General features: G+C 65.6%; 15 protein-coding genes, 1 tRNA gene and 1 pseudogene. 9 read left to right on the top strand and 8 right to left on the bottom strand.

Annotated features, from left to right (window positions below; genetic code table 11):
• Positions 1-60: 60 nt before the first annotated feature.
• The 6 genes from AC2EBU_RS00855 to rpsO form a co-directional block, all read right to left on the bottom strand.
• Positions 61-145 (bottom strand) — tRNA-Leu (locus tag AC2EBU_RS00855).
• A 114-nt stretch (positions 146-259) separates the two neighbouring features.
• Complete coding sequence (gene secG / locus AC2EBU_RS00850) at positions 260-664, bottom strand: preprotein translocase subunit SecG (RefSeq protein ID WP_484608500.1); 405 nt, start codon at positions 662-664, stop codon at positions 260-262.
• Between the two features lie 35 nt (positions 665-699).
• Positions 700-1,446 carry a triose-phosphate isomerase gene (gene tpiA / locus AC2EBU_RS00845; RefSeq protein WP_484608499.1) on the bottom strand — a complete coding sequence of 249 codons (747 nt, stop codon included), beginning with the start codon at positions 1,444-1,446 and terminating at the stop codon, positions 700-702.
• 2 nt (positions 1,447-1,448) lie between these two features.
• On the bottom strand, positions 1,449-2,465 hold the full coding sequence (locus AC2EBU_RS00840) for an NAD(P)H-quinone oxidoreductase (protein WP_484608498.1): 1,017 nt from the start codon (positions 2,463-2,465) through the stop codon (positions 1,449-1,451).
• Between the two features lie 61 nt (positions 2,466-2,526).
• Positions 2,527-4,659 (bottom strand): polyribonucleotide nucleotidyltransferase, encoded by a 2,133-nt coding sequence (pnp, locus tag AC2EBU_RS00835; RefSeq protein ID WP_484608497.1) that lies wholly within the window; start codon positions 4,657-4,659, stop codon positions 2,527-2,529.
• A gap of 196 nt (positions 4,660-4,855) precedes the next feature.
• Positions 4,856-5,122, bottom strand: a complete 267-nt coding sequence (gene rpsO, locus AC2EBU_RS00830) for a 30S ribosomal protein S15 (RefSeq protein WP_484608496.1) — start codon at positions 5,120-5,122, stop codon at positions 4,856-4,858.
• A 186-nt stretch (positions 5,123-5,308) separates the two neighbouring features.
• Between rpsO and AC2EBU_RS00825 the strand changes: the two genes are divergently transcribed.
• Positions 5,309-5,575: a hypothetical protein gene (locus AC2EBU_RS00825; protein WP_484608495.1), complete on the top strand. Its 267-nt coding sequence runs from the start codon at positions 5,309-5,311 to the stop codon at positions 5,573-5,575.
• A gap of 16 nt (positions 5,576-5,591) precedes the next feature.
• Here the strand turns inward: AC2EBU_RS00825 and AC2EBU_RS00820 are convergent, their stop codons facing one another.
• Together AC2EBU_RS00820 and tsaD are read right to left on the bottom strand one after the other, a co-directional pair.
• Positions 5,592-6,869, bottom strand: coding sequence for a branched-chain amino acid ABC transporter substrate-binding protein (locus AC2EBU_RS00820; RefSeq protein ID WP_484608494.1), 1,278 nt, complete (start codon positions 6,867-6,869; stop codon positions 5,592-5,594).
• A gap of 153 nt (positions 6,870-7,022) precedes the next feature.
• The gene (gene tsaD / locus AC2EBU_RS00815) at positions 7,023-8,081 is read right to left on the bottom strand and encodes a tRNA (adenosine(37)-N6)-threonylcarbamoyltransferase complex transferase subunit TsaD (RefSeq protein ID WP_484608493.1); all 1,059 of its coding nucleotides are present in this window, start codon (positions 8,079-8,081) and stop codon (positions 7,023-7,025) included.
• A gap of 92 nt (positions 8,082-8,173) precedes the next feature.
• Between tsaD and AC2EBU_RS00810 the strand changes: the two genes are divergently transcribed.
• From AC2EBU_RS00810 to AC2EBU_RS00775, 8 genes and pseudogenes are all read left to right on the top strand, one after another.
• The gene (locus AC2EBU_RS00810) at positions 8,174-9,433 is read left to right on the top strand and encodes a nitrate- and nitrite sensing domain-containing protein (RefSeq protein WP_484608492.1); all 1,260 of its coding nucleotides are present in this window, start codon (positions 8,174-8,176) and stop codon (positions 9,431-9,433) included.
• Positions 9,434-9,794: 361 nt separating this feature from the next.
• On the top strand, positions 9,795-11,051 hold the full coding sequence (locus AC2EBU_RS00805) for a CmpA/NrtA family ABC transporter substrate-binding protein (RefSeq protein WP_484608491.1): 1,257 nt from the start codon (positions 9,795-9,797) through the stop codon (positions 11,049-11,051).
• A 191-nt stretch (positions 11,052-11,242) separates the two neighbouring features.
• Positions 11,243-12,025 (top strand): annotated as a pseudogene (ntrB, locus tag AC2EBU_RS00800) (nitrate ABC transporter permease); the annotation flags it as partial.
• The gene (locus AC2EBU_RS00795; RefSeq protein WP_484608490.1) at positions 12,022-12,858 is read left to right on the top strand and encodes an ABC transporter ATP-binding protein; all 837 of its coding nucleotides are present in this window, start codon (positions 12,022-12,024) and stop codon (positions 12,856-12,858) included. The pseudogene ntrB and the gene AC2EBU_RS00795, both read left to right, overlap by 4 nt.
• Positions 12,859-12,876: 18 nt before the next feature.
• Positions 12,877-15,348, top strand: a complete 2,472-nt coding sequence (gene nirB, locus AC2EBU_RS00790; RefSeq protein WP_484608489.1) for a nitrite reductase large subunit NirB — start codon at positions 12,877-12,879, stop codon at positions 15,346-15,348.
• Positions 15,349-15,359: 11 nt separating this feature from the next.
• Positions 15,360-16,145 carry a type IV pili methyl-accepting chemotaxis transducer N-terminal domain-containing protein gene (locus tag AC2EBU_RS00785; RefSeq protein WP_484608488.1) on the top strand — a complete coding sequence of 262 codons (786 nt, stop codon included), beginning with the start codon at positions 15,360-15,362 and terminating at the stop codon, positions 16,143-16,145.
• 69 nt (positions 16,146-16,214) lie between these two features.
• Positions 16,215-16,592, top strand: coding sequence for a nitrite reductase small subunit NirD (gene nirD / locus AC2EBU_RS00780; RefSeq protein WP_484608487.1), 378 nt, complete (start codon positions 16,215-16,217; stop codon positions 16,590-16,592).
• A 2-nt stretch (positions 16,593-16,594) separates the two neighbouring features.
• Positions 16,595-19,417, top strand: coding sequence for a nitrate reductase (locus AC2EBU_RS00775; RefSeq protein WP_484610084.1), 2,823 nt, complete (start codon positions 16,595-16,597; stop codon positions 19,415-19,417).
• The last annotated feature ends 31 nt before the right edge of the window (positions 19,418-19,448 follow it).

Raw genomic sequence — 19,448 nt, 5'->3', positions numbered from 1 at the left:
TCGTGGTACTCGTTTGCGCACCGGCCCATCCCTGCGGAGAGCAGCGCGGATCATTATTTCTGGTGCCGTCGGCGAGACTCGAACTCGCACAGCTTTCGCCACTACCCCCTCAAGATAGCGTGTCTACCAATTTCACCACGACGGCAGTCTGTTGACTCGTGGGCGGCTCGTATTTCCGAACCCGGCCACCCCTACGATCAAGCTAAGAGTTTACCCTGAAACACCCCGGTTTTTGACATCGGGCAAGCGGGATTTTCGATTACTTGGTCGGGATCTGGGCGGCACCCGAGGCAGCTGGTGCCGGTGGCACTGCAACGTTGCTGCCGGCATTGTTGGCCGAACCTGGAATTTGCGATGCAGGAGACGGCGGCACGGCGGGCGCTGTGACGGGCGCTTTCTCAAGCACGCTTCCCGACGAGGTCGGACGAACATTGCCGAAGTAAGCCAGCAACAGTGTGCAGACGAAGAATGCGGTCGCCAGGGCGGCCGTCATGCGCGAGAGGAAGTTGGCACTGCCCGTGGCGCCGAACAGGCTGCCAGAGCCGCCGCTGCCAAATGCGGCTCCCATGTCGGCGCCCTTGCCGTGCTGGACAAGAATCAGCCCGATCATTGCCACCGCAGTGGTCAGCTGGATGCCCAGCAATATGTTCAAAAGTACGTTCATCTGCTTTTCTCTTTGAAATTTCAATCAAGGGCCGGTCAGCTGGCCGCCTTCAGGATGGTCAGGAAGTCAGGTGCCTTCAACGATGCGCCACCGATCAGCCCGCCGTCAATATCCGGTTGCGCCAGCAAATCGGCCGCATTGGCCGCATTCATGCTGCCGCCATAAAGGATCGGAATCCGGTCAGCGTGGTCACTGGCCGCTTTCAGCTGCGCCCTCAAGACCGCATGCACATCCTGAGCCTGCTGCGGCGTGGCGGTCTTCCCGGTGCCAATGGCCCAGATCGGCTCGTAGGCAACAACGATCTCACTGATGCAATGCCCGTTCAGGTGGATCACCGATGCCAGCTGGCGTTTCACCACCAGTTCGGTCATGCCGCCCTCGCGTTCGGCCAACGATTCACCAACGCAGACAATCGGCGTGATGCCCTCGGCGAGGGCGCGGCGAACCTTGATCGCCACATGGGTGTCACTTTCACCCTGGTGCAAGCGGCGTTCACTGTGTCCGACGATGACATAGCGGACCCCGAAATCCTTGAGCATGGTCGCCGATACATCACCGGTGAATGCCCCGTTCTCATGCTGGGACACGTTTTGGGCGCCCAGCGAGAACGGCGAGTCCTCCCCCAGAAGGGCACGAACCTGCGCCAGGTAAGGCGCAGGCACACACAAGGCCGCATCACAAGACACCACACAGGCCTCGGCCAACAGTTGCGCAACGAGTGCCTCGTTGGCGGCAAGGCTGCCGTTCATCTTCCAGTTGCCGGCAATCAGTTTTCTCTTCATGCTCAACTCCATCGCAAAACAATCTTGCCCACATGGGCGTTGCTTTCCATCAGCGCATGGGCACGCGCTGCGCCAGTGGGCGAACCGTCAATGGCGGTCTCAATCGCCGGAAACACGCCATGGAGCACGGGACGGATACGCCCTTGCTCCAGCCACGGCCAAACCCTGGCGCGCAAGGCCTGAGCGATTGCCCCTTTGAACGCCACCGAGCGTGCCCGCAGCGTGGAACCGGTAATGGTCAGTCGTTTGCGCAGAACCAGACCGGCGTCAAAGGAACTGGCCACCCCGCCCTGGACCGCAATGATCACCAGGCGACCATCGTCGGCCATGCACTGCACTTCGCGGGAGACGTAGTCGCCCGCCACCATGTCCAGGATGACGTCCACACCGCGGCCCGCCGTGATTCGACGCACTTCCTCGGCAAAGTCGGCGCTGCGATAGTTGATGGCGAAATCCGCGCCCAGTGCCAGGCAGGCGGCGCATTTCTCATCGCTGCCCGCCGTGACGATGACCGTCACACCCGCAGCCTTGGCCATCTGGATCGCCGTCACGCCAATGCCGCTGCTGCCGCCCTGCACCAGCAAGGACTCGCCCGCCTGCAAACGGGCACGGTCAAACAGGTTGCTCCAGACCGTAAAAAAGGTCTCTGGCAGCGAGGCCGCCGCTACCGCGTCCAGGCCGGCGGGAACAGGCAGGCACTGCGCGACCGGTGCCACGCAATACTGCGCATAACCGCCACCGGCAACCAATGCGCAGACAAGGTCGCCGATACCGATGCCCGCCGCGGCCATGGCGGCGGCGTCACCGGATTCAATCACTCCCGCCACCTCCAGCCCCGGAATGTCCGACGCACCCGGCGGCGGTGGATACGCCCCTTTGCGCTGGAGTACGTCGGGCCGGTTGACCCCACTTGCCGCCACGCGAATCAACACCTCACCGGCACCGGGGACCGGAAGCGGCCGTTCGGCCGCCACCAGGACATCCGGCGCCCCGGGGGAGCTGATTTCGATGACTTTCATGACGATTTCCATCAATACCCAGCGTAGAAAGGTCGCTTTCAGCTATAAAAACAATAGTACTTTACTGCTGCTGTTGCTGCTGCGGTTCGCCGGCCGGGGCATTGCGGTCGAGCAGAGCTTTCATGGACAGCTTGACGCGGCCCTTGTCATCGGTTTCCAGCACCTTGACGCGCACGACCTGGCCTTCCTTGAGGTAGTCGGTCACCTTTTCCACCCGTTCATGGGCAATCTGGCTGATGTGCAGCAGTCCGTCTTTGCCGGGCAGCAGGTTGATCAGCGCACCGAAATCAAGGATCTTGGTCACCGGGCCTTCGTAGACCTTGCCAATTTCGACTTCTGCCGTGATCTGCTCGATACGGCGCTTGGCTTCGTCGGCCTTGGCGCCGTCGGTCGAAGCGATCGTGATCGTGCCATCTTCCTCGATATTGATCTGGGTGCCGGTTTCCTCGGTCAGCGCACGGATGGTGGCGCCACCCTTGCCGATCACGTCACGGATCTTCTCCGGGTTGATCTTCATGGTGTAGAGCTTGGGCGCGAAGCTGGAGACCTCGGTCTTGGCCTCGCCCATGGCTTCCTGCATCTTGCCCAGGATGTGCATGCGCGCCTCCTTGGCCTGAGCCAGGGCCACCTGCATGATTTCCTTGGTGATGCCCTGGATCTTGATGTCCATCTGCAGGGCGGTGATGCCGTTGGTGGTGCCTGCCACCTTGAAGTCCATGTCGCCCAGATGATCTTCATCGCCCAGGATGTCGGTCAGCACGGCAAAGCGGTTGTCTTCCTTGATCAGGCCCATGGCGATACCGGCCACATGGGCCTTCATCGGCACACCCGCGTCCATCATCGACAGGCAGCCACCGCAGACGGAGGCCATGGACGACGAACCATTGGATTCGGTAATCTCCGACACCACGCGGATGGTGTAGGGGAACTCTTCCTTCGTCGGCAGACAGGCCACCAGGGCCCGCTTGGCCAGACGGCCGTGGCCCACCTCCCGACGCTTGGTCGAACCCATGCGACCCACCTCGCCGGTGGCAAAGGGAGGCATGTTGTAGTGGAACAGGAAGCGGTCTTCAAACTCCCCGGCCAGCGCATCGATGCGCTGGGCGTCGCGCTCGGTGCCCAGCGTGGACACGACGAGCGCCTGGGTTTCGCCCCGCGTGAACAGCGCCGAACCATGCGTGCGGGGCAACACGGAGTTGCGGATTTCGATCGGACGCACGGTACGCGTGTCGCGGCCGTCGATGCGCGGCTCGCCGGCGAGGATCTGGCTGCGAACAATGCGGGCCTCGATATCGAACAGCATGCCTTCGACCTTGACCGCATCGAATTCGACGCCGGCTTCCTTCAGATCGGCCATGACCACGGCATAGGCCTCGCGGCAGGCATGGGTGCGTGCCTGCTTGTTGCGGATCTGGTAGGCCGCGCGCAATTTGTCCTCGGCCAATGCCGTGACCTTGGCGATCAGGGCCTCGTCCTTGGCCGGCGGCTGCCAGTCCCAGACCGGTTTGCCGGCGTCGCGCACCAGTTCGTGTATGGCATTGATGGCAACCTTGCCTTGTTCGTGTCCGAAGACCACGGCACCCAGCATGACTTCCTCCGGAAGCTGCAGGGCCTCGGACTCCACCATGAGGACAGCGGTTTCGGTACCCGCCACCACCAGATCCATCTGACTGTTCTTGCGGGCGGTCTGGCCTGGGTTGAGCACGTATTCCCCGTTGACATAACCCACGCGCGCCGCGCCGATCGGGCCGTTGAACGGGATACCGGAAACCGCCAGCGCGGCCGACGTGCCGATCATGGCGGCGATGTCCGCATCCACCTCGGGATTGAGCGACAGCGTGTGAATGACCACATGCACTTCATTGAAAAACCCCTCGGGGAACAGCGGACGGATCGGACGGTCGATCAGGCGGCTGGTCAGGGTTTCGAGTTCGCTGGGCTTGGCTTCGCGCTTGAAGAAGCTGCCCGGAATCTTGCCGGCGGCGTAGGTCTTCTCGATGTAGTCGACGGTCAGCGGGAAGAAATCCTGTCCCGGTTTGGCGCCTTTGGAGGCCACCACGGTGGCAAGCACCACGGTGTCGTCGATGTTGACCAGCACGGCGCCGGTGGCCTGCCGGGCGATCTCGCCGGTTTCCATGGTGACCGTGTGCTGGCCCCACTGGAACGTCTTGGTGACCTTGTTGAAAAGCGACATGTTCAATTTTCCTGATGAAACAAGGGCAAGAGGCCGCCCTGGAGGCCCGGAATCCGACGGGCTGAACACGATGCCATTCCAGAAAAAATCGCTGATTTCTTGTGGAATGACACAGCGCGGGTTCGTCCGATCAAACTCCGAAGTAAAAAGCGCCTGAGCCAGCGAACCAACTCAGGCGCTTCGGATCATGGTGCGCTTACTTGCGCAGGCCCAGCTTGGCGATCAGCGCGACGTAACGGTCGGCGTCCTTGTCCTTGAGGTAGTCCAGCAGCTTGCGACGGCGGCTGACCATGCGCAACAGGCCGCGACGGCCGTGGTGATCTTTGGCATGTTGTTTGAAATGAGGCGTCAGCTCATTGATACGGGCAGTCAGCAACGCGACCTGGACTTCGGGGCTACCCGTGTCATTGGCGGCGCGCGCATTGGCCTTGACGACCTCGGCCTTGACGGAGGATGCGATCATTGTGTTTCCTGTGGGTTGAATTGACTTGCGCAGGCCAGTGGAACAACCGGCCGCGTGTGCCTTGCGAACTGCAAAACCCGCAGATTATATCCTGCCGGCAGGGCCGGCGGGCGGCTCGATGTGCCATTGCGTTGGCCACAACGCCCGGCGTACCATTGGCCCGCACCACTTTGCGAGGAGTTCCCGATGGTCATTACCCACCCTTTCCGACCAATTCTCACCGGACTGGTCCTGGCCGCCAGCCTGGTGCTGGCTCCGCCAGCGGTCGCCGCCAAGGATCCGGGGGCCGAGAAACCGGCCAAAACATCGAAGCAGAAGGACAAAGCCAAGGCCGCCGGCAAAGTGCGCTTCGACAAGGGCAGCGGCGAGACCACCCGCGAGCGGGAACGGCGCCTGCAGCGCGAATGCAAGGGACGCCCGAACGCGGGCGCCTGCCTCGGCTACGCGTCCTGAGCGGCGACAGCCTGACTCAACCGGGCCGAACCATGCGGCAACTGTGGCCCAGTTCGGCCTGCTCCGCCGTGATGCGGCGCACCACCCGGAACCCATAGCCCGAACCTTCGACATCGAACTTCACGCCCGGGCTGCCGACCCGATCCATCACGCCGACCACCAGCGATTGCTGGAACTGATGGTCCGCGGCCCGCATGCGTCCGCTCTGGCCGGCAAGGCTGACCTGGCTTTTCTCCAGTTCGCGGGCGACCGCCAGCGCCTCGACACTGGCCGCTTTTTCGATGGATTGCGCCAGCGCCTCCAGCATCAGTTGCATGCGCATGTGCACGTAGTCGTCCTGGGGGCGCGGAAACCGCTGCCGGAAAGCCTGGTAGAAGGTCTCGCTGCCGGCGGTCGGCAAATTGGGCAGCCAGTCGGCGACGGCAATGACCTTGCCGATACCCGCTTCGCCGATGGCGGCCGGCGCCCCGAGGGCGTTACCGTAGAAGGTGTAGAACTTGCCATCAAACCCTACTTCGCGGGCCGCGCGAACCAGCAAGGTCAGGTCATTACCCCAGTTTCCGGTGATGACGGCCTGCGCGCCGCTGCTCTTGATCTTCGTGGCATAAGGCAAAAAGTCCTTGACACGGCCCAAGGGGTGGAGCTCGTCGCCCACTACGGCCACGTCGGGGCGCTGCGCCGCCAGCTGGCGGCGCGCCTCGCGCAAAACCGCCTGACCGAAGCTGTAGTCCTGTCCGATCAGATAGGCACTGCGAACGCCCTTGTCGTCACGCAGCAATTCCATCAGGGCCGCCATGCGCATGTCGGCATGGGCATCGAAGCGAAAATGCCAGAAGCTGCATCGTTCATTGGTCAGCACCGGATCGACCGCCGAATAGTTCAGGAACAGCACCCGTCGTCCGGGCTCGCGCTCGTTGTGTTTGCCGATCGCATCGATCAGTGCCGCCGCGGTTGCCGACGAATTGCCTTGCAACACGAAGCCAGCACCGTCGTCGATGGCCGAGCGCAGCGCCGACAGGGCGTCTTCACTCTGGCCTTTGCTGTCATACCGGTCGAGCTGCAGCGGACGGCTCACGCCGCCAATCCGCACCCCCCCACGCGCATTGACCCGCTCCACCGCCCAGACCAGGTTTCGCCAGACCGCCTCGCCGGTGTTGGCAAACGCGCCGCTGAGACCTTCGATCAAGGCGAGGCGGACGGGCGCTACGCCCTGGGCATAAGCGGCCGACCACCCCAGTGGCAGCGCCGCCAAGGTTTGCAGCGCCCGGCGACGTGAGTTGTTCAGAGGAACCATAGATGACGTGAACCGGCAACCGGTTTCATGGAGTTGAAAAACGATGCGCAGTGTATCGGCCTCGCCGGAGACCCCGGCAATGCCCGCCGAACGAAGCGGAGATTCCGATTTCACCGGCGATATCTACGAAATCGATAGCAAACAAAGACCTTTTTACGCTGGATATGGGCCGATTTTGCCGTCAGCGATGGCATTCAGGGGCCAACGCGGCAGGACATCGAATGAATAACGCCGGTTGGGAAGCTGGATGCCTGCCTGCAGCCGCATGGCGGCGGCCAGTGCGATCATGGCCCCGTTGTCGGTGCACAGATGCAGTTCCGGGTAGTGCACCCGCACCCCCCGCGTTGCGCAGGCCGCGTCCAGCTGGCGACGCAGTTCGCGATTCGCCCCGACACCGCCGGCCACCACCAGGCGTGCCAGCCCCGTCTGCTCGAGCGCCGTCATCGATTTGCGGCAGAGCACGTCCACAATGGCCGCCTGGGTCGAGGCCGCGAGATCCGCCCTGTGGCTCGCCAGTTCGTCGCCGAGCTTCTTCACCTGGGTCAGCACCGCGGTTTTCAGGCCGGCGAACGAAAAGTCCAGATCGCCGCTGCGCAGCAGGGGCCTGGGCAGACGGAACGATGCCGGATCGCCCTGTTCGGCCAGACGCGCCAGCGCCGGCCCGCCGGGATAACCCAGACCGAGCAGCTTGGCGGACTTGTCAAAAGCCTCGCCCGCCGCGTCGTCGATGGTTTCGCCCAGCAGCCTGTAGTCACCCACCGCGTCGACCCGCATCAGCTGGGTATGCCCGCCGGAGACCAGCAGGGCCACAAAGGGGAATTGGGGCGGATCGGCGCTCAGGAAGGGCGAAAGCAGATGCCCCTCCAGGTGGTGCACCCCCAGCACCGGACGGTCCAGCGCTGCGCCCAGGGCGCAGGCCACACCGGCACCGACCAGCAGCGCACCGGCCAGACCGGGCCCCCGTGTGTAGGCAACCACGTCGACGGCCGCCAGATCACGATCGGACCGGGCAAGGACCTGCCGGGTCAGGGGCAGGACGCGCCGGATATGGTCACGACTGGCCAGCTCGGGCACCACACCGCCGTAGGCCTGGTGCATCTCGATCTGGCTGTGCAGCGCATGCCCCAGCAGCACCGGCACACCGGGGCCGGAGGATTCAACCAGCGCCACGCCGGTTTCGTCGCAGGAAGATTCGATACCCAGGATCAGCATGCGGCGAGTTTAAGCGCCGCAGTCTCCCGTCTTCGTCTGTGGCACCCAACTTGCTTTCACGTCCACATGAGCCCCTGTTCCTGCCTGTTCCGATGAAAAGCGGTCTGAGTTTCCTCGTGGCGGCGCGCCGCAGCGAAATCTCCGAGTTGCAGCAACTGGCGCTGAACTGCGCCCTGGTCGACGCCACCGGCCGCCTGATCCATGCACTCCAGCGCGAGCGGGGGCTTTCCAACCTGTATCTGGGTTCCGGCGGCACCGGCTTCACCACAGAGCGCCCGTTGCAGGCCCGGGAAACGGACCGCTGCGCCACCCAGTTGCGTGCCTTGTTCGACCGCCTGGATACCGAAGCCTCCCTGGCCGGCCACAGCGCGCGCCTGTTCAGCCGTATTGCCTGGGTGCTGCAGGGGCTGGACGCGCTGCCGCGCCTGCGCGAATGTGTCGACACGCTGGCCTGGACACCCGCCCGGGCAACCCGCGCCTATGTCAGCCTGATTGCCGGTCTGCTGGGAACCGTCTTTGAGGCAGCCGACAGCGCCGGCGATCCGGGGCTGTCACGGCTGCTGGTGGCGCTGTTCAACCTGATGCAAGGCAAGGAATATGCGGGCCGGGAACGCGCCTCGGGCGTGTTGCTGTTTGCATCGGCCTGCGAGCGGACTTCGGAGCAGCAGCGCCTGCTGCACTTCATTGACGCCCAGGAACGCTGCCTGCGGGTGTTCGCCGAATTTGCCCCCAACAAGGTTCTGCCGGCCTGGCATGAAGCGCAGGACCCGAGCACCCTGGCCCCGCTGGAGCGATTGCGCCGCATTCTGTGCACCGCCACGCCGGGAGTGCCCCTGGACGAACAGCACAGTGCGGAATGGTTCGGAACCGCAACGCAACGCATGGACGCCCTGCGCCGCGTGGAAGAGCAACTCGGCGCCGAGCTTCTGGCCGGCTGCGACGCCCGCATTCGCGCGGCGGAGGCGGAACTGGCCATCCTGGAAAAGCAGACGACGCCTCCGAGCGACGTCGGCGACCTCCTTGCCTTCTTTGAAGACAACGGCAGCGCCAGTGCCGACACGCCCGACCAGCCCTACAACCCGTCGCTGCAGCGTTCCACGCTGGAACTGCTGCGTGAGCAGTCCAGCCGCCTGCAGTCCATGAGTGACGAACTCAGCACCGTGCGCTCCAGCCTGAACGAACGCAAACTGATCGAGCGGGCCAAAGGATTGCTGATGGCGCGCCGCAACATGGGGGAGGAGGAAGCCCACAAAACCCTCCGCCAGATGGCCATGAACCAGAAGCGCCGCCTGGTCGACGTCGCCGATGCCCTGCTGACCTCGGCCGATCTGCTGCCCTCACCCAAGGCCTGAATCCCGCGCGAGCACCTCCGCGCCGCGGCCGGTCGCAATCATGCTGCAACGCACAAAAACCGGGAGTCGACACCGGCGCCCGCACCAAGATGAGCCAGGGAGCCCTTTTGACGGCCACCGATGGGGGCGCCGGGGGGCACTCCAGGACCCGAATGGGACGTGAAACAGCATTTCGGGGAATGAAGGGTACTGGCACGCAACCTGCTTAACTTACCCCGTGGAATCAGGCCAATGACGGCCGGGTTCCTCGGGTCTGACCCGACACAGGACAACGGCGTCCATTTCCCGGCGGCATCCGCCGAGCTGGAGATGGGCGCCGTTTCGTTTTTTGGATTTGTTTTTCACTTCGAAGGAGCCTGAAATGAGCCAACCGACCCCCCACGTTCCCGCGCTGTCCCGCCGCGACGTACTGCGCACGGCCGGCGCCGCCGGGACCGCCGCCCTTTTCTCCACTCTTGGCCACCATGGCGCCTGGGCCGCAGGCTCGGACGCGCCGGAGAAGAAGGAAGTGAAGATCGGCTTCATCCCGCTGACCGACTGCGCCAGTGTGGTGATGGCCTCGGTGCTGGGCATCGACCAGAAATACGGCGTCAAGATCATCCCGACCAAGGAAGCCAGCTGGGCCGGCGTGCGCGACAAGCTGGTCAACGGCGAGCTGGACTTTGCCCACGTGCTGTACGGCCTGGTCTATGGCGTGCACCTGGGGATTGCCGGCCCCAAGAAGGACATGGCCGTGCTGATGACCCTCAACAACAACGGCCAGGCCATCACGCTGTCCAAAAAGCTGTCCGACAAGGGCGCGGTGGACGGTGCGGGTCTGGCCAAGCTGATGGCCAGCGAAAAGCGCGAGTACACCTTCGCCCAGACCTTCCCCACCGGCACCCATGCGATGTGGCTGTACTACTGGCTGGCCAGCGCCGGCATCAACCCGATGAAGGACGCCAAGGTCATCACCGTGCCGCCGCCGCAGATGGTGGCGAACATGCGGGTCGGCAACATGGACGGCTTCTGCGTGGGTGAACCCTGGAACCACCGCGCCATCATCGACGGCATCGGCGTGACCGCTGTCACCACCCAGGACGTCTGGAAAGACCACCCCGAAAAAGTGCTGGGCACCACGGCCGACTTCGTGAAGAAGTATCCGAACACCGCCCGCGCCGTGACGGCAGCCATCATCGAAGCCGGCAAGTGGATCGACACCGGGCTACAGAACAAGATGAAGATGGCCGAAACCATCGCCGACAAGGCGTATGTGAACACCAGCGTGGACGCCATCAACCAGCGCATCCTGGGCCGCTACCAGAACGGCCTGGGCAAAACCTGGGACGACCCCAACCACATGAAGTTCTTCAACGACGGCGCGGTGAACTTCCCCTACCTGTCCGACGGCATGTGGTTCCTGACGCAGCACAAGCGCTGGGGGCTGATCAAGGACCACCCCGACTACCTGGCGGTGGCGCGGCAGATCAACCAGATCGACCTCTACAAACAGGCTGCCAGCGCCGCCAAGGCGCCGCTGCCCAAGAGCGACATGCGCGGCAGCAAGCTGATCGACGGTGTGGTCTGGGACGGCAAAGACCCGAAGAAATACGCCGATTCGTTCAAGGTCCGGGCCTGAGGCCTGTCAATCCACCGGAGCACACCATGGTCAGCGCCGTCTTTCATGGGCCTTTCGACCCCCCGCCCACCCCGTCTTTCAATCCCGAATCGATAGCTGAAAAGCACCAAAATACGCTGGGTACCATGCCAAAAAGCGAAAAATCTGCCTCTCCCCAGGCCACCCCTGCCCCGGTCGTCGCCGGCCGCGGCCTGGCGCGCGATTTCTGGCTTGTGGCACTGCCGCCGGCGCTCGGTCTGGGACTGCTGATCGGGCTGTGGGCGCTGGTCTCCATCTCTACCGCCAGCAGCATCCCCAGCCCGCTGGAAACCTGGAAACAGGCGGTGGAGGTGTTCAGCGACCCTTTCTATCGCAAAGGCCCGAATGACCAGGGGGTGGGCTGGAATGTCCTGATGTCCCTGCAGCGTGTCGCGCTGGGTTTCGGGCTGGCGGCGCTGGTGGGGATTCCAGCCGGCTTTGCCATTGGCCGCTTCGAGTTCCTCAGCCGCATGTTCAACCCGCTGATCAGCCTGCTGCGCCCGGTCTCGCCGCTGGCCTGGCTGCCGATCGGCCTGCTGGTGTTCAAGGGTGCCAACCCGGCCGCGATCTGGACCATCTTCATCTGCTCGATCTGGCCGATGATCATCAACACCGCCGTGGGTGTGCAGCGCGTGCCGCAGGACTACATGAACGTGGCCCGCGTGCTGCAGCTGTCAGAGTGGAAGATCCTGACGAAGATCCTGTTCCCCGCCGTGCTGCCCTACATGCTGACCGGCGTTCGCCTGGCGGTGGGCACCGCCTGGCTGGTGATCGTGGCGGCCGAGATGCTGACCGGTGGCGTGGGCATCGGCTTCTGGGTCTGGGACGAGTGGAACAACCTGAACGTCAAGAACATCATCATCGCCATCTTCGTGATCGGCATCGTCGGGCTGATTCTCGAATTCGCCCTCATCAAGCTGGCCTCCGCCTTCACATTCGACGAGGTGAAATCATGAGCGAATCGCTGACCACCCGATTCATAGAAATCCAGGGTGTGGAACAGACCTTCAAGACAAAAAAGGGGCCGTTCCAGGCACTGCGCAACATCGACCTGACGATCGCGAAAGGCGAGTTCGTTGCGCTCATCGGCCACTCGGGCTGCGGCAAGTCCACGCTGCTGAACCTGATCGCCGGCCTGACAACGCCGACCGCGGGTGCCCTGCTGTGCGCCAACCGGGAAATCGCCGGCCCCGGCCCCGAGCGCGCCGTGGTGTTTCAGAACCACTCCCTGCTGCCCTGGCTGACCTGCTTTGAAAACGTCTACCTGGGTGTGGAGCGGGTCTTCGGTGCTGCCAACAAGAGTACGGGCGCACCCTCGGAGACCAAAGCCCAGTTGCGCGCTCGCACCGATGCGGCGCTGGCCCTGGTGGGCCTGACCCATGCGGCCCAGAAGCGCCCTGGCGAGATATCGGGCGGCATGAAACAGCGGGTCGGCATCGCCCGCGCCCTGGCCATGGAGCCCAAAGTGCTGCTGATGGATGAACCCTTCGGCGCACTGGACGCCCTGACCCGCGCCAAGCTGCAGGACGAGTTGCTGGAGATCGTCGCCCGCACCCACAGCACGGTGGTGATGGTGACCCACGACGTGGACGAGGCCGTGCTGCTGTCCGACAAGATCGTGATGATGACCAACGGACCCGCCGCCACCATCGGCGAAGTGCTGTCGGTCCCCTTGCCCAGGCCGCGCAACCGCGTCGAATTGGCCGACAGCCCCGACTACCTGCACTGCCGCAAGGCCGTGATCGATTTCCTGTACACGCGACAGGCGCATGTCGAGAAAGCCGCATAAGGAGGCCCGACCATGGACATGACCGCCCCCCCAGGCATGAAACCGCGACTGGTGATGATCGGCAACGGCATGGCGGGCGTGCGCACGCTGGAAGAGTTGCTGAAGATCGCGCCCGACCTCTACGACATCACGGTGTTCGGCGCCGAGCCGCACCCCAACTACAACCGCATCCTGCTGTCGCCGGTGCTGGCGGGCGAGCAGACGCTGGACGAGATCGTGCTCAACGACTGGTCCTGGTACCAGGAGCACGGCATCACGCTGCACGCCGGCTGGACGGTGACCGATGTGGACCGCGTGCGCCGGATGGTGCACGCCCGCAACGCCGCCGGCGAAACCCTGAGCGCGGCATACGACCGCCTGCTGCTGGCCACCGGCTCCAACCCGTTCATCCTGCCGATTCCGGGCAAGGATCTGGAGGGCGTGATCGCCTACCGCGACATCGCCGACACCAACGCCATGATCGAGGCCAGCCAGAAGTACACCCGCGCCGTGGTCATCGGTGGCGGCCTGCTGGGCCTGGAAGCGGCCAACGGCCTGATGAAGCGCGGCATGCAGGTGACGGTGATCCACGTGATGCCCACGCTGATGGAGCGTCAGCTGGACGAGGTGGCCGGCAAGCTGCTGCAGAAGTCGCTGGAAGAGCGTGGCCTGCGCTTCATCATGGGCGGCCAGACCCAGGCGCTGATCGGCGATGCAGACGGCGGCAAGGCCGGGCGGGTGATGGCGCTGCAGTTCAAGGACGGCAGCGAGATCCCGACCGATCTGGTGGTCATGGCCGTGGGCATCCGCCCCAACACCGCGCTGGCCGAACAGATGCGCCTGCACGTGAACCGCGGCATTGTGGTCAGCGACACCCTGCAGACCGTGACCGACGCACGTGTCTACGCCGTGGGGGAATGCGCCGCGCACCGAGGCATCGCCTACGGCCTGGTGGCGCCGCTGTTCGAGCAGGGCAAGGTGGCGGCCAACCACCTGGCGCAGTTCGGCATCGGGCGCTACACCGGCTCGCTGACCTCCACCAAGCTCAAGGTCACCGGCATCGACCTGTTCTCGGCCGGCAACTTCCAGGGTGGCGCGGGCACGGAAGAGATCGTCCTGAGCGACCCGTTCGGCGGCGTCTATAAAAAGCTGGTCATCCAGGACGACAAGCTGGTCGGCGCCTGCCTGTACGGCGACACGGTGGACGGCAGCTGGTATTTCAAGCTGCTGCGCGAAGGCCGCAGCGTGCACGACCTGCGCGACAAGCTGATGTTCGGCGAATCGAACATCGGCGACGCCGGCCACGAGGGCCACAACAAGGCCGCCGCCATGCAGGATACCGACGAGGTCTGCGGCTGCAACGGCGTCACCAAGGGCACGATCTGCAAGACCATCAAGGAAAAAGGCCTGTTCACGCTGGACGAGGTGCGCAAGCACACCAAGGCCAGCGCCAGCTGCGGCTCCTGCACCGGCCTGGTGGAGCAGTTGCTGATGGCCACCGCCGGCGGCGACTACTCGGCCACGCCGACGATGAAGCCCATGTGCGGCTGCACCGACCACGGCCACCAGGCGGTGCGCGACGCGATCCGGTCGTCAAAGCTCTTGACCATCGCCGACGTGTTCCGCTTCATGGACTGGAAAACGCCCAACGGCTGCGCAACCTGCCGCCCGGCCGTCAACTACTACCTGATCAGCACCTGGCCCAAGGAGGCCAGGGACGACCCGCAAAGCCGCTTCATCAACGAACGCAGCCACGCCAACATCCAGAAGGACGGCACCTACAGCGTGATCCCGCGCATGTGGGGCGGGGAAACCACGGCGGATGAGCTGCGCCGCATCGCCGACGCGGTGGACAAGTACCAGATCCCCACCGTCAAGGTCACCGGCGGCCAGCGCATCGACCTGCTGGGCGTGAAAAAGGAAGACCTGCAGGCCGTCTGGCGCGACATCGGCATGCCCAGCGGCCACGCCTACGCCAAGGCGCTGCGCACGGTGAAGACCTGCGTGGGCAGCGAGTGGTGCCGCATGGGCACGCAGGACAGCACCCAGATGGGCAAGGACCTGGAGCGCGCCATGTGGCGCATGTACGCGCCGCACAAGGTGAAGTTCGCCGTCTCGGGCTGCCCGCGCAACTGCGCCGAGGCCGGCATCAAGGACGTCGGCATCATCGGCGTGGACAGCGGCTGGGAGATGCACATCGCCGGCAACGGCGGCATCAAGACCGAGGTGGCGCACTTCCTGGTCAAGCTGAAAACCGCCGAGGAGGTGCTGGAGTACACCGGCGCCTTCATGCAGCTGTACCGCGAAGAAGGCTGGTACCTGGAGCGCACCGTGCACTACGTGGGCCGTGTCGGCATGGACCATGTGAAAAAGCGCATCCTGGAGGACGCCGAGGGCCGCCAGGCCCTGTGGGCGCGGCTGCAGGCCGCCCTCGACGGCGAGCCCGACCCCTGGTTCGAGTTCGACAAGGCCGCCGTCGACACCCGCCAGTTCACCCCCGTCAACGCCTGAGGAGTCTCACCATGCAACGCCGTCATGTCCTGACCGCGCTGGCCGCCAGCGCCGCCCTGCCTTTCTCGGCATTCGCCCAAGTCACCGACCTGAACGACGCCATCAACAAGGCCGGCCGCCAGCGCATGCTGAGCCAGCGCATGGGCAAGGCCTGGCTGGCCCTGGTGCACGAGGTGGAGCCGAACACGGCCCGCCCGGTGCTCGACCGCTCCATGGCGCTGTTCGACCGCCAGCTGGTGGAACTCAAGGCCTTTGCCCCCACGCCCGAGATTCGCGACACCTACAACAAGCTGGAATCCGCCTGGAGCGACTACAAGGCCACGCTGGTGGGCAGCGTGCCGGGCAAAGGCGGCGCCGCTGCCGTGCTGGCCGCTGACGCCCGGGTGCTGGCGCTGGCGCACCAGGGCACGGTGCAATATGAAACGGCGTCGGGCAAGCCGGTGGGCAAGCTGGTGAACATTGCCGGGCGCCAGCGCATGCTGAGCCAGCGCATGGCCAAGTTTTACCTGGCCGCCACGCTGCCGGTGGACGCCGCCACCGCCACCGCCGAAATCAGCAAGGCCCGCACCGAATTCCTGGCCGCCACCGAGGTGCTGCGCAACGCGCCGGAAGCCACGCAGCGCATCCGCGAAGAGTTGCAACTCGCCGACGGCCAGTGGGTGTTCTTTGACAACGCGCTCAAGCGCCTCCAGCCCGGCACCAGCGGCAAGCCGCTGTCGGACGTGTTTGTGGCCAGCGAGAACCTGCTGGCCGTGATGGACCGCGTGACCGGGCTGTATTCGGCCATCAAGAGCTGAATATCGAACGAAAAGTGCCATTACCCATCGTCAAATGGTCATAGTTTGCTATTAACTTGAAAGTATTTCATGTCTGAATGGAAAGCCGTCTGCCGGGTCGAGGACATTCCCGTGCTGGGTTCGCGCCGCGTGCGCCGCGACAACGGGCTGGACGTGGCCGTGTTCCGCAACGACCAGGGCGAGGTCTATGCGCTGCTGGACCGCTGCCCGCACAAGGGCGGCCCGCTGAGCCAAGGCATCGTGTTCGGCAACCGCGTCGCCTGCCCGCTGCACAACTGGACCATCGGCCTGTCCGACGGTCTGGCACAGGCACCGGACGAAGGCTGCACACCGCGCTTTGCGGTGAAAGTGGACGACGGTGTGGTGTCGCTGCGCACCGATGAGCTCGCCAGCCACGCCACCGACCTGACCCGCCCGGTGGCCGGGCCTGTCTGCAGAAAAGCATGACGCTGCACGAAACCCGCTCCACCTGCCCCTACTGCGGGGTGGGTTGTGGCGTGATCATCGAATCCGACGGCACCCAGATCACCGGGGTGCGCGGCGACCCGGCGCATCCGGCCAATTTCGGGCGGCTGTGCACCAAGGGCGCCACGCTGGCGCAGACGGCGTCGGCCGCGGTGACGCGGCAGACCCGCCTGCTGCGCCCGATGCAGCGGCTGCAGCGCGGCGCCGCGACCGAACCCCTGTCCTGGGACGAGGCGCTGAACCTCGCCAGCCGGCGCTTCGCAGCGACCATCGCTGAGCACGGCCCCGATGCGGTGGGTTTCTACGTCAGCGGCCAGTTGCTGACCGAGGACTATTACGTCTTCAACAAGCTGACCAAGGGCCTGATCGGCACCAACAACATCGACACCAACTCCCGCCTGTGCATGAGCAGCGCGGTGGCCGGCTACAAAGCCACACTGGGCGCCGACGCGCCCCCCGCCTGCTACGACGACCTGAACCACGCGCAGTGCCTGTTCATCGCCGGCAGCAACGCCGCCTGGGCGCACCCCATCCTGTTCCGGCGCATCGAGGATGCCAAACGCGCGAATCCGGCGCTGAAGATCGTGGTGGTCGACCCGCGCCGCACCGACACGGCCGAGATCGCCGACCTGCACCTGCGCATCCACCCCGGCACCGACGTGATGCTGTTTCACGGCCTGCTGCACCTGATGCTGCGCGAGGGCCGGACCGATCCGGCCTGGATCGCCACCCACACCAGCGGCTTCGACGCGCTCGAAAGCCTGGTTCGCCATTGCCCCCCCGAGCGAGTGGCCCAGGTCTGCGGCATCGCCCCTGAAGACCTCGCCACCGCCGCCCGCTGGTTCGCGGGGACCACGAATCCACCCGGCGGGCCGCGCGCCCCGACGCTCAGCCTGTACTGTCAGGGTCTGAACCAGAGCAGCAGCGGCACGGCCAAGAACGCCGCCCTCATCAACCTGCACCTGGCCACCGGGCAGATCGGGCGCCCGGGGGCGGGCCCTTTCTCGCTGACCGGCCAGCCCAACGCGATGGGCGGGCGCGAGGTCGGCGGTCTGGCCAACCTCCTGTCGGCCCACCGCGACCTGGCCAACCCGGCGCACCGGGCCGAAGTGGCGGCGCTGTGGGGGGTGCCCGACGTGCCCGCCACGCCCGGCAAGACCGCGATCGAGATGTTCCAGGCTGCCGCCGACGGGGAGATCAAGGCGCTGTGGATCGCCTGCACCAACCCGGCGCAAAGCCTGCCCGACCAGGCCACCGTGCGCCGCGCGTTGCAGCGGGCCGAGTTCGTCGTGGTGCAGGAGGCCTTTGCCACCGCCGCCACCTGCGACTTTGCCGATCTGCTGCTGCCCGCCTCCACCTGGGGCGAGAAGGACGGCACCGTCACCAACAGCGAGCGCTGCATTTCGCGCGTGCGCGCCGCCGTAAGCCCCCCCGGCACGTTGACGGACGGGCCGCGCCACGACTGGTCGATTGCCGTGGACCTCGCGCGCCGGCTCGAACCCCTGCTGCGGCCGGGGCAACCCACGCTGTTCCCCTACGCCAGCCCGGAAGCCATCTGGAACGAGCACCGCGAGTCCACCCGCGGCCGCGACCTGGACATCACCGGCCTGAGCTATGCGCGGCTGGAGCATTCGCCCCAGCCCTGGCCCTGCCCGGACGGGGCCACCGAGGGCCGCGCGCGTCTGTACACCGACGCGGTGTTTCCCACCGCCGACGGGCGCGCCCGCTTTGTGGCCGAGGCCTGGCGCCCGGTGGCCGAGCCCGTCGACGCGCGCTACCCGCTGGCCCTGACCACCGGCCGCCTGCGTGACCAGTGGCACGGCATGACCCGCACCGGCACGCTCGGCCGCCTGTTCGGCCACGTGGCCGAGCCGGCCCTGCAGCTGAACGCCGCCGACATGGCCGCCCGCAGCCTGGCCGAGGGCGACCTGGTGCATGTCACCAGCCGGCACGGCTCCCTGATCGTCCCGGCGCACAGCAGCGGCGAGCTCGCCCCCGGGCAGGCCTTCATGGCCATGCACTGGGGGGGCGAGTACCTGGGCGGGCGCAGCAGCACCGGCGCGCCGCTGGCCGGGGTCAACACCCTCACCACACCGGCGTTCTGTCCCAGCTCGAAGCAGCCCGAGCTCAAGCACACGGCGGTCAAGGTCCTGAAGGCCGAGCTTCCCTGGTCGCTGCTGGCACTGGCCTGGCTGCCCGACACCCAGGCGCTGGCGGTGCGCGACGCGCTGCGCGCACTGATGCCGGCATTTGCGTTTGCCACCTGCGTGCCGTTCGGGCGCGAGCGCAGCGGTGTGCTGCTGCGCGCGGCGGCCTACGAGGCCCCGCCCGACGACCTGCTCGCCCGCATCGAACAGTTGCTGGGCCTGTCCGGCACCGAGGTGCTGCGTTATGCCGACCGCAAACAGGGCCAGCGCCGCGCCATGCGGCTGGCCCGCGTCGCGGGTGACACCCGGCTGGAAGCCTTCGTGCTGGCGGGCGACACCCGCGCCGAGGCCTGGATTCGCACCGTGCTGCAGGACGAGCTGCCGGCGCAGGCCTACGGGCGCCTGCTGCTGGCCCCGGGCGCCCGGGCGCCGGTGACGGTGGCCGCGCGCGGCCGCCAGGTCTGCACCTGTTTCAACGTGGCCGAAGACACCATCCAGTCCACGCTGGCCCACTGCGCCGGCAGCGAAGACCAGCGCCTGGCTGCCGTGCAGGAACAGCTGAAATGCGGCACCAATTGCGGCTCCTGCCTGCCGGAGCTGCGCCGCCTGGTTCGGGCCGCCGAACCCGCCACGACCGGCGCCGGAGCATTTGCCATATAACCCGAAGTCATCAGAGCTGCGCCACAATTGC

Source organism: Curvibacter sp. T50, assembly GCF_057219955.1.
This window is presented reverse-complemented; position numbering and strand designations above follow the sequence as displayed.